Below are 12,048 nucleotides of genomic sequence, written 5' to 3' on the forward strand. Positions count from 1 at the left end.
CCTAGAGTTTTTCTATCTTATAGCCGACTCCCCAGACGACCTTCAGGTATCTGGGCTCCTTCGGGTTGATCTCAATCTTTTCCCGAATATGCCGGATATGCACGGCAACCGTATTGTCAGCTCCGATTGCATCTTCATTCCAGATCGATTCATAAATCTGGTCTATAGAAAAAACTCTCCCCTGATTTTTCATTAATAATAATAAAATGTTATACTCGATCGGTGTCAGCTTCACAACCTCTCCGTCCACGGTAACTTCTTTCAGATCATCATTAATAGCAAGGCCGCCAACCTCATACACCCGCTCGGACTTTTCCTTAACACTGCCTCCGAGCTGGGTATATCTGCGCAGTTGAGATTTGACCCTCGCTACCAGTTCCAATGGATTAAATGGTTTTGTTACATAATCGTCAGCGCCGACGTTCAGTCCCAGAATCTTATCCGCGTCCTCAGATTTTGCGGACAGGATAATAATCGGGATGCTGTTGTTCTCTCGAATTTTAAGGGTGGCTCTGATTCCGTCCAGCCTGGGCATCATGACGTCCAGTACAAGCAGATGCACTTCCTGCGATTCAAGCATCTTCAATGCCTCTGCCCCGTCATAGGCTTTCAGTACATGATAGCCTTCCTGGGATAAATATATCTCGATTGCTTCTACGATTTCCTTATCATCATCACAAACTAAAATATTATACATTTTTCATCACCTCCCTTACAGTATACATGATATCTGTGATTTTTTAAGACCCATTGGGGAAAATCTTATATTTTTCTTAAATTGATAAGAATCTTATAAAATATAAAGATAGCATCATGAAGCAGGAAGGGCGGTTTTGTGGGATTTCTAGTAATTTGACGTTTTATAAATATGAGATTCTAATGTTCTACTAGTATTTTATTAGTGCCGTTTTTTAGGGTTTTACTAGTGTCGTTTTACTAGTGCAATTCTGTCTATTCCTCACAGTCCCACGTTCACCCTCAATTGTGTTCCGTAAGGATTCAACCTCACCGATCAGATACCACAGGTGCGGTTGTTTCTTCCGTGGCTTGCGTGAACGCCTGACAGCTTCACAGGCCGTAGGATCATGATATCCTTCATGGTTTCTATTTAATCCCACTCAGCAACACCTCCAATTCGTCAATTTTCTTCTGCTGCTCATCCGTCCTGATTGCCCCCAGAATCGCATTACAGGCCAGTATGATAGTATTTGCCGTCTTGGTATCAATCTCGCCATTTAAGGCCATATTCGCCACCCTGGCAAGCGTCCTTTTTATCTCTGTTGGAGTCCCCATTCTAAGTCGGATACTCATATTGTTCACCCCCAAAAAGCCTATCAAGATCAGCTATTGCTTCCGGGCTGTACCTTGCCTTATTGTCCTGCACTGCCGGCTTGTCCCACCATTTCATGAGAATGTCAAAAGTAGCCTCACATTTAGGATACTCTTCTTTGAAATCCAGACTTTCCAATAAGTTCTTTACAGCCATTTGCCCTCCCTCAGTATTCAGATCAGGGCATTCCATGCCGCGGTTATAGTAGTACGATACTATGTCAAAATAAGCAGGAACGGCTTTTGAACTGACCTTTATAAACCATTCTCTTTGTTCCCTGCCCTTCATGTCGTGCAGCGCTTTCTTATACATTTTATCTAATTTATTCATGCAATTTTCCTTCAAAAATACCCCAGACGCAAGGAGAAAACGCCCAGGGTATCCTTATCAATTATTGATTACTGTCTACGCCGCAGGCTTGTTAGCCTGATAATAGATAGCTTTCTTCTTGTTATCCAGTACGAACGCATCATAAACAATGCGCCCTTCCACAAGTTCTCCGCTGATTCCTGGTGGATCACTATGTACTTTGTAATCCTCAAGCTTCGTAGGGGCAACTGTTGCCACCGGGTGAGCAATCATAAACCCGAAATTGGCATCCACCCTGTTAGATGGCACCTTAATGACCGTAATCCCATCAATCATGGCAATTACGCCCCTCAGCCGCATCTCTTCGCTGATGTCCGTTACCATCATAATGTCAGGACTCTTCTTCATCAGCAAATACACATCCGGGGTAATCAGAAGCACGCGTTCAGTCTCTGGAACTTCCGCGTTGTCAAGCGCGTTATTCCCTTTCAGGATTTCATCATAGATATTATCTTTTGTCAGCGTGATTGCCGTAGGCTTTGTTCCTGCTCCGGCAGTCATGACTCCGTAGACATATTTGTCAACCTCCGGAATAATAACTTCTCTCTGCTGTCTTGCAAGGGCCGACGCTCCCGTCAATACACCGCCTGTTTCGTCTCTGTCCATTTTATCAACTACGAATGTAAAGGAACGGTCTTTCTTCAATGTAAACTCTTCAAGCGTATTGCCTACGCTGCCGAGTGCCCCGTATCTTGAATCATTGCTTCCTGATCCGGCCCTATCGTAATCATTCATGCTCACAGTGTTTACTTTATGTACTTTCACTGTGTGCGCTCCTGTCCATGAAAAATCCTGGTTTGTCAGGAGTGACTTTTTACTCTCTGTGTAAAACATTTCATCCACATGTGGAAGAAACTGTGTAACTAAATTAATTGCCATTTATTTCTACCTTAGTGCTTTAGGTGCAAAAGCATTTTTTATCGCCCGTTCCTTCATGGCCCCTTTAGAACTTGAATCATTGATTCCAACCCGTGGGGCAGGCCCAGCCAACTGCCTCTTAAATTCAGCTCCAAGGGCCCTACGGAAAACGTCTGTCACCTCTGCATAGCTTTTCTCAAAGTCTTCCTTACTACTATAGTCCATCAGTGTAGCCAATGAGGAAGGCATTCCATCCGCAATTAGTGCATCCATTGCATCCGCTTTCAGCTCCCTTTTAAGCACTTCCCTTTCTCTTGTTTCTAATTCGCTTACCTGCTGTTCTTCCGTGAACAGCTTCTGCATCCTCTGACGCTCAGCGGCGATCTTCTTCGCAATAATTCGGTCAACATCCGCATCTGTGTATTTTTTCTCAGGCTCACTATGTTGCCCTTCTTGATTGCCCTGCGCACCTTCCTGATCTTCTGCAGTGGAAGCCCCTGCACCTTCAATACCTTCTGTACCCTGATTCAATAATTCTTCGCCCATATTGGCTCCTTTCCGTTTTAAGCCCGCCGGCTATAATTTTCGCAGTTTATACCGTGATGCCGCACGCAGTTCAAAACCGGAGTAACAACACATCAAAAGAGGACGCAGGAACGGCTTTAAGACATTTCTGTCCATAAGCTATTCCCACGCCCTCAGGCTTACACTGGTAGGAGAAACACCAGTGCGGTACTTCGATATATTGTTATATTTATTCTATCACATATAGGGTAGGTATGCAATCATTTTTCCTTATTTTCCGCCGTCTGCCACCAGTTTTCGTTAACCAAATCAGCAGATAAACCACCTTGTTTGATGTCAATATACGCTCTTTTGAACCTCCCTTTTGCTGGCTGCGGCCTTACCCTCTTGACTGGATGCAACCGCTTTAATACCTCTGAAAGCTCCTTATCGTCCGTATAGGACACTTTAATCTTTACGCTCATGTATTCGTCTCCTTCGCTTATTTCATCTCTGAAAATCCTCTTCACACCCTCTGTCCAACATTCCTCAGCCAACATATACTCCAGCTCATCTGTTGTGTTTACTTCGATGCATAAACGAATAATATCCTCAATTTTACTCACGCTCTTCCTCCTCTTCATCCAGCAGGAGCAACTCTGCCGTATCCTGATCCACTCCGTAGTTATCCATTATGTCATATAGCCTTTGTTCTCTCTCCTCATTCATTCCACGTTCCTCCGCTCAGCCTTAACATCCCGCCGCCGGGTTCAGGTGTTGGCGCACCGTCCCCCGGAAGGCGAATACTTTTATGAACTATCCTCAACCACCATGATTACTCTTTCTATGAACGGTTTTGCAGTGGCCGTTGTCTCTCTCATAACTTCGTTTTTCCACTGCTGGAACTCACTCTTTGACAGTTTCCGACATTCTACAATCAGTTCAGCAACCATCTGTATAATTTCTTCCCTTAATTTCCTCATAATTTCCTTGTCCTTTCCCCGGATCACATGCTATTATGTAAGTGTCCTTTCTGCATGGCTCCGGCTGTGCCGCCCCGTGGATATTGGCGTATCTATGGGGCTGTTTTCATTGTTACCCTTCATAAGTTGTCACATCGCCACAGATGAAGAACGTCCCTTCTTTTCCTACGCACTTTCCAAGTTTGCTGTCTATTCCTTCCAGAGCGGTTGCTATACGGTCAAGTCGTTTGCATATAAGCGCACCTATAGGAATCATATCCGATACTTCTTTAAATTCACATTCACTTCCATCTGGAAGCTCTAAAAACTCATTAACAATTTTCTCAAACTCTTTTTTCATTTCATTCTCCTTTCAAATGCTGCTCAAAACTGCTGTTCAAGCAATCAACGCAGGAAACTATTTTGTTTCATGTTTGGGTTTTTGGATTTTTTGGACTTTTTTTAAAACTTTTACATGGAAATCAAAATTAAAAAGTTTTAGAAAAAAATCAAATTTTCCCAATTTCCAAAAGGATATCAGTAGAACATCGTATCTGGGACAATGTCTGAGCGTTCAAATCCGATCATAACATCTTGCCCGCCATAGGACTCTACGCCAGTCTTTTTCTCAAGTTCTTGTTTAAACTTCTTCTTACTCAACTGACCCTTATATCCATTGTCTGCCAGCCACCATTTATAAATCTTATATACCTCAGACATCTTTTCTCTGTGCATCGGATCAAATGCTTTTTTATAACAGTCCTCCAGGAACATTCCTATTCTGTCACTTTTCGCCCTGTATGCTTCTATCTCCTGCCTGATAACTTCCGGAACTTTAAGACCGCCCTCCGTTGCCATGAGCTGAAAACCTTCCATGCACCAATTAAATGCACCGCTTATATTTTCCCTTTTGGTTAGCCTGGCTTTCAATCCTTTGTCCTGTTCGTCCTCACCGAAGTGCCGATTGAACGGAATCAATTGTACACGTCCGCTCTTGAACACTGTATCGTCTGAAATATTCGGTAAGTGATTGGTGTTTATCCAGATTTTAAACGATGCCACAAACTCAAAACTCTTCTCATACAAATTCCTTGCCGTAATCGTATCGTTACCTGAGAGCATCTTTATAAGTGCGCTATCGAGCGTCATTCCTTCTTGTGGTTCAGATACAGACACATAACGCGCCCCTGCAAGCCTTGCGATATCCTCACTTGTCCCGCCGCCTCCGCTCTTGTACTTCTTACTTTCAAACGTTTCATAGGATGCCGATTTAGCATAATCCCCCATCATATTCTGCATGGTGCTATTGAGGGTACCTTTCCCATTCCTGGTCGATTCACCGTAAGTAATAAAGAAGCATTCCTGAAATGTTGCTGCTGACAAGGAATAACCCAGCGCCCTCTTTAAATACTCGATCAGCTCCGAATTGTCTTGCATGATGTCCGAAATAAATTTCTGGAACTCTTCGCCGCTCTCTTCCGGGTCATACCACACATTTGAAATCTTTGTAAGATAATCATATGGATCATGTGGATTCGCCGCTCCTGTGGTAAGATTCACTGTACAATTTTGGCAGTTAAACAAATACGGCTGTTTATCAAATATACTGAACGGCTTGGGATTCACGCTCATAGCGTCTCTTATCAGCTTACACCGCTTTTCGTAAGAGAAATATTTCGCATAGAATTTGGCTGAATCCTCATTTTCATGTTCTTTACTATTGAAGTAATTTGCCGCCGATGTCGCAAACTCTTTTGCGAGCGCATGTGTCTGCAGTGAGTCTATGTCGTGCCGCCACACTTTCCCGTCATACACAAAGAATGACTTCCGCTCTATAACATATAAGAGATTCTCTTTGTATATATTACAAAATAATGTACTGGCCCCTATGTCGTTCCTTGGATATCTTGACGGCTGCAGCTTGTCTAGTTCCTCGATGCCTATCATTATTCACCCGCTGCCTTTCCCGTCTCCAGCCTGTCATAATCTATTACTGCATCTGGATCAATCTCCAGTGCCTTGCAGACCCGTCCAAATCGCTCCAGCTTGACCATATAGCCCCTTCGCATCCGATAGACTATATTGACGCTTACCCCCGCCTTATCGGCTATTTCCTGCGGGGTCAGGCAGCTTTTTGCCATCGCCCCTATAATAACCTGTACTTTTGCACATACCATCCTGATTCACTCCTTTCTGCCTGATATCAGGCTAAAACCTTCCAATCATTCCAAAGCCCACACCCGCACCGTGTGTTAGTTTTCAGTCTCAATGATTTCAGTTACGTCTACGCCGAGAGCCTTCGCAATTTTGCCGACAGTCTCGGGTCTTAAATCGTCTCTCATCGCCCTGCACAGAGTCCCTTTTGGGATGCCAGCAGCTTCAAGCTCCTTCTGACCCATGCAAGCCCGTGCCCTGGCTATCATGTATTTCTGTCTGTCGATTCTCATTTTTCTCACCCCACTTTTGCAAATCAAATTGATTGGTTCGTTTTAATAATAAATCATTATGATTTGTTTGTCAATGATAAAAAATCTTTTTGATTGTGTTTTTTGTTCTGATATGTTATTCTTACATCGAAGGAAGGTGAACAATATGAGCTTTGGAAACCGTTTAAAAGAAGCAAGGAAAAAAGCAAGACTTACACAACAAGACATGGCTACAAGATTGAAAACAACGCCACAAAATTATGCGCAGTACGAAAGAGGAGTAAGAAAGCCAAAGAAAGAGACACTTGCTAAGATATCGGAAGTCCTTGGTATCGGATATACTTACGCACAGAATGGAGAACCTTATTTTCACTGTTTTGTTGATACTGTGTCCAATCCTAAATACGCAGAAAATGAATCATTTAACAAAAGGCAATATAATGATGCTATGAGTTGTATTACAGATGGTAAAATTGTTATACCAGTTCGCAAACAAACACCCGAATCAATAACGGAACGAGAACAGGAAGAGAAGGAACTTGATTTTATAAATAAAATGGATAAACTCGGTATGAAACTCAACGACTCCGGACAAAACAAAGCCATAGAACAAGTAGAACTCCTGACCAAGATCCCTGAATATCAGAAAGACAAAGAATAGAGAGCTTACTAATTTTTTAGTAGCCGAAATTTCGGCACCTTATGCCAGTGTACGAAGCCGTAGATTTTTCTACGCCTTATGCCAGTGTACAAAGCCGTACATTTTTGTACGCCTTATGCCAGTGTACAAAGCCGCTAAAATTTTAGCACCACCGTCGATTTTTCGACGCAGGACAAGGGAAGATTCCCCAGTCCAACCCGTACCTGAATTCACTGGTTCAACGAAAGCACATTGACAATAATATACTTATTAAGGCAGCCGAGAGGGCGGCCATATCATCCGCTTTGAGTCTTAGGAAGGGGATGATATACATGATTACATATAGTGATTTATTTACTTTCGTGATTATGATATGCGCTATTATCACATTAGTCAGAAATGACAAAGACAGAAAATAGCCGCCCTGCTCTCTGGTAAAGAATTAGGCGGCTATCTCTGATAGTTAACTTTTAAGTTCTCGCCGAGGCGGATAGGTTTGAGCTATCTTCTCGACTGTCTTAGTAAGTATATTATAGTCAATATTACGGATTCTGTCAATATATCTTCCAGCCATTCCAAAGCCCACACCCGCACCGTGGATGAATGGAAGGAGAATATAGATGGCACTGATAACATGCCCGGAATGCACCGGGAACATATCTGACAAGGCGTTATTCTGCCCGCATTGCGGCTTTCCATTGCAGGATCAACCAATTCCTGCCCGGAAGCCCAAACGTGCCGGAAAACGCCGTCCAAACGGCACAGGCACCATTGTCCCCATAAAGGGCAAGAAAAAGAACCGGTACCAGGTACGGGTCAATACCCGGATCGATGATCGGGGCTATCCGATTTATGATGTTCTGGGAAACTTCCCGGATCAGATATCTGCAGACATCGCCCTGGCTGAATACAATAAGGACCCTTACGACCCAGCGAACCGCCAGAAAACTTTTAAAGAAGTGTTTGAGGACTGGTACAAGTGGAAGTTCAAGAAGCCCGTAGACGCAAAGGGCAAAAAGACCAGCTCCCAGTATTGCAGCGTGGCAGCATTTAAGCACTGCGAAGACCTGCACGACCGCGTAATGTCCAAATTACAGACCACAGAGCTGCAGAAGATTCTGGACAGGGAAGACTTATCCCATTCCACGCTGGAGCATATAAAAAACCTGTTTAGCCAGATGTATAAGTACGCGCTGCAGTTTGGGATCGTGGCAAAGAACCTCTCAGAATTTGTTCAGATAGGCAAAGAGGATGATACCGAACCCGGTGTACCATTTACCGAGGATGAGCTTGCCCTCCTCTGGAAGAATAAGGATCGGCCTTTTGTCGATACCATCCTTATATACTGTTACTCCGGCTGGCGGCTCAATGAACTGGCCCGGATGCCGCTGAAAGATATCGACCTGGTTAACCGGACATTCACCGGGGGATTGAAAAACAAATACAGCCGTAACCGGACTGTACCAATACATTCCAAAATTATCGACATGGTGGCAGCCAGGTATGACCCTAAGTTCAAAAGCCTGATATACCACAACGGAACGAAAGATATATCTGAGGCAGACTATAGGGAACAGTTCAATCAAGCGCTGCTGGATTGTGGGATCACCGAACCTCACACCCCACACGACTGCCGGCATACCTGCAATACCCTGCTGGATAACGCGGAAGTGAACCGAGTAGCCCGGTACAAAATTATGGGGCACGCAGGAAAGGATATCAATGAAAAAGTATACGCCCACAAGGATATCAACCAGCTTCGAAAGGCCATTGAGAAAATTTAATTTAAGCCATGAATGCAGCCTTACCCGCTGTACTCATGGCTCTTCTATTAGAATTTTATTAGTGCTGTTTATTCCCAGGAATGCCCATTTTACGCCATTCCCAACACTATTGCTCTTATATTTTTCTTAAATTGATTAGAACCTTATACATTATTCCGCAGTTTTCTGCTGATCCGCCCGCAAGGGCATGAATTACGGAATGCCCTCTGGATGTAAAATGCTTACCCAGGGAGCCGATGGGGCGATTCATCTTCTTCCGCTTCCAGCCGCGCCATCTCTTATCTCAAAGCCTCCCTCTCCACCTCGCTCGTCCAGGTTCTGTTAAAAGTCTCAAGCCCCACATGGTGATAACAGGATGCAGCCAGGTACTCTTCATAGTATCCCCGGTACCTCCTGCATCTGCTGGGCTGTCCGAGCAGACGCAGGGCGTTATACTGCTGATGGGCAGCGGCATCCTTTGTAATACCGATTGCCTCTCCGGTTTCCCTGATCGTTTTCTGATCCTGAAATCTGCAGCGAATCACTTCCGCCTGCTTCTCCTCCAGACCGTCCACGGCCTCCCAGAGCATACTTTTCATATTCTGATAATCCAGCCGCCGTACAGCGTCCTCCTCCAGATCCTCTCCCGAAGCGATGGTCTCCTCCATATCCAGGCCGCCGTCCACCTGCCCCAGAGGTTCACTCAGACTGCATATCTTCTCCATATCCGCACTTTTTCTGACCGCCTGCAGCTTTTCCCGGCTGATCTGAAGCAGCGCGCATAAAGTATCATCCCCCGGCTCTGAGCCATAATATTTACAGTACTCTGCTGTCATCTTCCTGTATCTGCGGACCCAGTCCCTTGCGTGCGTGGGAATCCGGACGGTTCCACAGCAATTTTCTATGTAGCGCTTCATTCCCTGTTTAATCCAAAAGGCGGCGTAACTGATAAATGGCACCTCCTGTTCCATGTCATAGTGCCTGACCGCTTCACACAGTGCAAGATAGCCCTCCTGCATCAAATCCTCTAATTCCGCCTTGCCCGGCCCCGCAAAGCGCCGTCCCATCATTCTGATAAAGGGTTCGTTCTGCTGCCAGAGCCGGAGCATATTATCCGCTTCGTCTATTCCTGCCTGAATTCGTGCTGTTAACTGCTCATTTAACATAATCCCATCCGCCTCCTGTTATTTTTGCTCTTACACCGCATTTTTACAAATACCCCGGACAATCATAAAATTTGAAAGTCCGGGATACCCTCACAAATAATATCCTATCCGCGTCTCCATATTTTATAGATTCACTTCGAATCTATAAAAATCATATCATATTCATTTCGAATCGTCAATATGTTTTTATTATTCACTTTGAATCTATTCAAACACTACTTAATATGTTATAGTTTTGAGATAGAAAGTGTGAGAATAGAAAAAGGTGGGATAAAATGTCAGTCGGAGATCATATTAAAAATGCAAGAAAGAGCGTCGGGATGACCCAGAAAGAGCTTGCGGAAAAATGCGGGGCAGCCGAGATCACAATACGCCAGTACGAGTCGAACAAACGGGAGCCTCGCAATGATCAGCTTATGAAGATCGCACGGATACTGAACGTGGAACTTTATGACTTACTGGGCTATACTGCGCCGGAACAAAAGGAACACGTACAAAAAGCCAGAAGCCAGGTTCTGCAGGATAGGATGGCAGAACGGGAAAAGAAAACAGTTTCTTTAGAAACTCAAATCACCCGAAGCCAGGAGACCGTGCTCCAATATATGGAGTCACTCAATGGGAACGGACAAGCTGAAGCCATCCGTCTGGTCGAACTGCTGACGAAGATACCGGAATATAAAAAGGAGAGAAAATAGGCCGCTGTGCCAGAGCGTATCTGAAAATTCATTGCCGCAATATACCGTCCCGCTCCACGGTCTCTGATGCATCAATAGTAACCAATTTTGCTCCTGAGACATATAATAGAATGATAAGTATAGCCACTTTTTATATGGCAAAGGAGTTTTTTTATGAGCACACGAGGACTAGATGTCAGTGAATTTCAAGGTACTGTAGACTGGGAGCAGGTAAAAGCTGCCGGATATCAGTTTGCCATGCTCCGTGCCGGATACGGTTTCGGCACTTTAGATCAGCAGTTTCAGAGAAACGCCGCAGAATGTAACCGAATTGGACTCCCCATCGGCGTATACTGGTTCTGCTATGCCATCAGCCCTGAAACGGCCCGCCGGGAGGCTGACGGCTGTATAAATGCAATCTCTTCCTATCGTCTGGATTATCCGATATGCTACGATATAGAACAGGCAACGGTCAACTACGCAGCCCAGAACGGGGTGACACTTACCCCATCCCTTGCGACGCAGATTGTCCGGAGCTTTTGTGACAGAGTGGAGGAACGTGGTTATTATGCCATGTTTTATAGTAACCGTAACTTTCTGAATACCTATTTCCCGGCCGATCTGTCTGACCGCTACGCACTGTGGTATGCCTATTATAACAGTCAGTTCGACGGCACCAACTGCGGAATATGGCAGTTTACGGACCAGGGCAGTGTTCCCGGGATCAGCGGCAATGTAGACCTGGATACCGGCTTTATCGATTATCCCGCCGTCATCCGCAAAGCCGGCCTGAATCATCTTGACGGAGGAAGCAATCCTGCACCGCCGCCCGTTCAGGACTACATTACGTATGTGGTACAGCCCGGCGACACATTAAGCGGCATAGCAGCACGCTACGGCACTACCTATCAGACGCTCGCCGCACTGAACGGCATTACCAATCCAAACCTGATTTATGCCGGCCAGACGATCCGTATTCCGGAGGACGGCAGCTCCACCGCGCGCTACTACACCATACAGCCCGGGGATACACTGAGCGGAATCGCACAGAAATTCGGTACTACGGTCAGCGAACTGCAGAGGCTCAACGGCATCAGCAACCCAAATCTGATCTACGCCGGGAATACGATTAGAATCTCATAAGAATGTTTTTAGAATTTGGTAATAATTTTTCCACTTCTTTTATAGAAACGACATACTTTATGCACATTTATCTCTTATAATGATACTCAGATAGTTGATAAACAACTATCTCCCCCCTCATAAAGTAAAGGCATTCTGAAATGCACAGAATGCCCACTTTACTCTCATTCCTTTAGATAACTATAAAAACAACGAAACCCCTGTAGCCGATAC

At 44.8% G+C, this 12,048-nt stretch carries 16 protein-coding genes; 4 read left to right on the forward strand and 12 right to left on the reverse strand.

The window, feature by feature from the left end; genetic code table 11:
- Nucleotide 1: 1 nt before the first annotated feature.
- The 11 genes from GKG43_RS05870 to GKG43_RS05920 form a co-directional block, all read right to left on the reverse strand.
- The gene (locus GKG43_RS05870) at nucleotides 2-697 is read right to left on the reverse strand and encodes a response regulator transcription factor (RefSeq protein ID WP_025653712.1); all 696 of its coding nucleotides are present in this window, start codon (nucleotides 695-697) and stop codon (nucleotides 2-4) included.
- A 407-nt stretch (nucleotides 698-1,104) separates the two neighbouring features.
- Entirely contained in the window at nucleotides 1,105-1,311 is a 207-nt protein-coding gene (locus GKG43_RS05875; protein WP_087148797.1) for a hypothetical protein, read from the reverse strand.
- A complete protein-coding gene (locus GKG43_RS05880; RefSeq protein ID WP_055151810.1) occupies nucleotides 1,295-1,660 on the reverse strand; it encodes a hypothetical protein in 366 nt (121 codons plus the stop codon). Before GKG43_RS05880 ends, GKG43_RS05875 begins: the two co-directional genes overlap by 17 nt.
- 75 nt (nucleotides 1,661-1,735) lie before the next feature.
- Nucleotides 1,736-2,578 carry a hypothetical protein gene (locus GKG43_RS05885; protein ID WP_055151807.1) on the reverse strand — a complete coding sequence of 281 codons (843 nt, stop codon included), beginning with the start codon at nucleotides 2,576-2,578 and terminating at the stop codon, nucleotides 1,736-1,738.
- A gap of 6 nt (nucleotides 2,579-2,584) precedes the next feature.
- A complete protein-coding gene (locus GKG43_RS05890) occupies nucleotides 2,585-3,103 on the reverse strand; it encodes a hypothetical protein (RefSeq protein ID WP_055151803.1) in 519 nt (172 codons plus the stop codon).
- A 239-nt stretch (nucleotides 3,104-3,342) separates the two neighbouring features.
- Nucleotides 3,343-3,687: a hypothetical protein gene (locus GKG43_RS05895; protein ID WP_055151800.1), complete on the reverse strand. Its 345-nt coding sequence runs from the start codon at nucleotides 3,685-3,687 to the stop codon at nucleotides 3,343-3,345.
- 183 nt (nucleotides 3,688-3,870) lie between these two features.
- The gene (locus tag GKG43_RS05900) at nucleotides 3,871-4,044 is read right to left on the reverse strand and encodes a hypothetical protein (RefSeq protein ID WP_154253260.1); all 174 of its coding nucleotides are present in this window, start codon (nucleotides 4,042-4,044) and stop codon (nucleotides 3,871-3,873) included.
- A 112-nt stretch (nucleotides 4,045-4,156) separates the two neighbouring features.
- Nucleotides 4,157-4,384: a hypothetical protein gene (locus GKG43_RS05905; protein WP_055151797.1), complete on the reverse strand. Its 228-nt coding sequence runs from the start codon at nucleotides 4,382-4,384 to the stop codon at nucleotides 4,157-4,159.
- 176 nt (nucleotides 4,385-4,560) lie between these two features.
- Nucleotides 4,561-5,970 (reverse strand): phage/plasmid primase, P4 family, encoded by a 1,410-nt coding sequence (locus tag GKG43_RS05910; RefSeq protein ID WP_055151794.1) that lies wholly within the window; start codon nucleotides 5,968-5,970, stop codon nucleotides 4,561-4,563.
- A complete protein-coding gene (locus tag GKG43_RS05915; RefSeq protein ID WP_055151791.1) occupies nucleotides 5,970-6,200 on the reverse strand; it encodes a helix-turn-helix transcriptional regulator in 231 nt (76 codons plus the stop codon). The genes GKG43_RS05910 and GKG43_RS05915 overlap by 1 nt, the downstream gene beginning before the upstream one ends.
- Before the next feature lie 75 nt (nucleotides 6,201-6,275).
- Entirely contained in the window at nucleotides 6,276-6,470 is a 195-nt protein-coding gene (locus GKG43_RS05920; protein ID WP_055151788.1) for a helix-turn-helix transcriptional regulator, read from the reverse strand.
- Nucleotides 6,471-6,615: 145 nt separating this feature from the next.
- On the opposite strand from GKG43_RS05920, the gene GKG43_RS05925 reads away from it, so the two are divergent.
- Nucleotides 6,616-7,110, forward strand: a complete 495-nt coding sequence (locus tag GKG43_RS05925) for a helix-turn-helix transcriptional regulator (RefSeq protein ID WP_173020081.1) — start codon at nucleotides 6,616-6,618, stop codon at nucleotides 7,108-7,110.
- A gap of 599 nt (nucleotides 7,111-7,709) precedes the next feature.
- Nucleotides 7,710-8,873, forward strand: coding sequence for a tyrosine-type recombinase/integrase (locus tag GKG43_RS05930; RefSeq protein WP_055151782.1), 1,164 nt, complete (start codon nucleotides 7,710-7,712; stop codon nucleotides 8,871-8,873).
- 278 nt (nucleotides 8,874-9,151) lie between these two features.
- Here the strand turns inward: GKG43_RS05930 and GKG43_RS05935 are convergent, their stop codons facing one another.
- On the reverse strand, nucleotides 9,152-10,018 hold the full coding sequence (locus tag GKG43_RS05935; protein ID WP_055151779.1) for a sigma-70 family RNA polymerase sigma factor: 867 nt from the start codon (nucleotides 10,016-10,018) through the stop codon (nucleotides 9,152-9,154).
- Nucleotides 10,019-10,293: 275 nt separating this feature from the next.
- Between GKG43_RS05935 and GKG43_RS05940 the strand changes: the two genes are divergently transcribed.
- Both GKG43_RS05940 and GKG43_RS05945 read left to right on the forward strand, forming a co-directional pair.
- Nucleotides 10,294-10,713: a helix-turn-helix transcriptional regulator gene (locus GKG43_RS05940; protein ID WP_055151776.1), complete on the forward strand. Its 420-nt coding sequence runs from the start codon at nucleotides 10,294-10,296 to the stop codon at nucleotides 10,711-10,713.
- A gap of 153 nt (nucleotides 10,714-10,866) precedes the next feature.
- Nucleotides 10,867-11,835, forward strand: a complete 969-nt coding sequence (locus GKG43_RS05945) for a LysM peptidoglycan-binding domain-containing protein (RefSeq protein WP_055151773.1) — start codon at nucleotides 10,867-10,869, stop codon at nucleotides 11,833-11,835.
- Nucleotides 11,836-12,048 lie beyond the last annotated feature (213 nt).

Source organism: Eubacterium sp. BIOML-A2 (genome assembly GCF_009680135.1).
GTDB lineage: Bacteria > Bacillota > Clostridia > Lachnospirales > Lachnospiraceae > Faecalicatena > Faecalicatena contortus_B.

Bases quoted from the DNA above. Each gene is read 5' to 3' on its own strand.
- GKG43_RS05870 (WP_025653712.1), bottom strand. From the start codon at position 697: ATGTATAATATTTTAGTTTGTGATGATGATAAGGAAATCGTAGAAGCA.
- GKG43_RS05875 (WP_087148797.1), bottom strand. From the start codon at position 1,311: ATGAGTATCCGACTTAGAATGGGGACTCCAACAGAGATAAAAAGGACG.
- GKG43_RS05880 (WP_055151810.1), bottom strand. From the start codon at position 1,660: ATGAATAAATTAGATAAAATGTATAAGAAAGCGCTGCACGACATGAAG.
- GKG43_RS05885 (WP_055151807.1), bottom strand. From the start codon at position 2,578: ATGGCAATTAATTTAGTTACACAGTTTCTTCCACATGTGGATGAAATG.
- GKG43_RS05890 (WP_055151803.1), bottom strand. From the start codon at position 3,103: ATGGGCGAAGAATTATTGAATCAGGGTACAGAAGGTATTGAAGGTGCA.
- GKG43_RS05900 (WP_154253260.1), bottom strand. From the start codon at position 4,044: ATGAGGAAATTAAGGGAAGAAATTATACAGATGGTTGCTGAACTGATT.
- GKG43_RS05905 (WP_055151797.1), bottom strand. From the start codon at position 4,384: ATGAAAAAAGAGTTTGAGAAAATTGTTAATGAGTTTTTAGAGCTTCCA.
- GKG43_RS05910 (WP_055151794.1), bottom strand. From the start codon at position 5,970: ATGATAGGCATCGAGGAACTAGACAAGCTGCAGCCGTCAAGATATCCA.
- GKG43_RS05915 (WP_055151791.1), bottom strand. From the start codon at position 6,200: ATGGTATGTGCAAAAGTACAGGTTATTATAGGGGCGATGGCAAAAAGC.
- GKG43_RS05920 (WP_055151788.1), bottom strand. From the start codon at position 6,470: ATGAGAATCGACAGACAGAAATACATGATAGCCAGGGCACGGGCTTGC.
- GKG43_RS05925 (WP_173020081.1), top strand. From the start codon at position 6,616: ATGAGCTTTGGAAACCGTTTAAAAGAAGCAAGGAAAAAAGCAAGACTT.
- GKG43_RS05930 (WP_055151782.1), top strand. From the start codon at position 7,710: ATGGCACTGATAACATGCCCGGAATGCACCGGGAACATATCTGACAAG.
- GKG43_RS05935 (WP_055151779.1), bottom strand. From the start codon at position 10,018: ATGTTAAATGAGCAGTTAACAGCACGAATTCAGGCAGGAATAGACGAA.
- GKG43_RS05940 (WP_055151776.1), top strand. From the start codon at position 10,294: ATGTCAGTCGGAGATCATATTAAAAATGCAAGAAAGAGCGTCGGGATG.
- GKG43_RS05945 (WP_055151773.1), top strand. From the start codon at position 10,867: ATGAGCACACGAGGACTAGATGTCAGTGAATTTCAAGGTACTGTAGAC.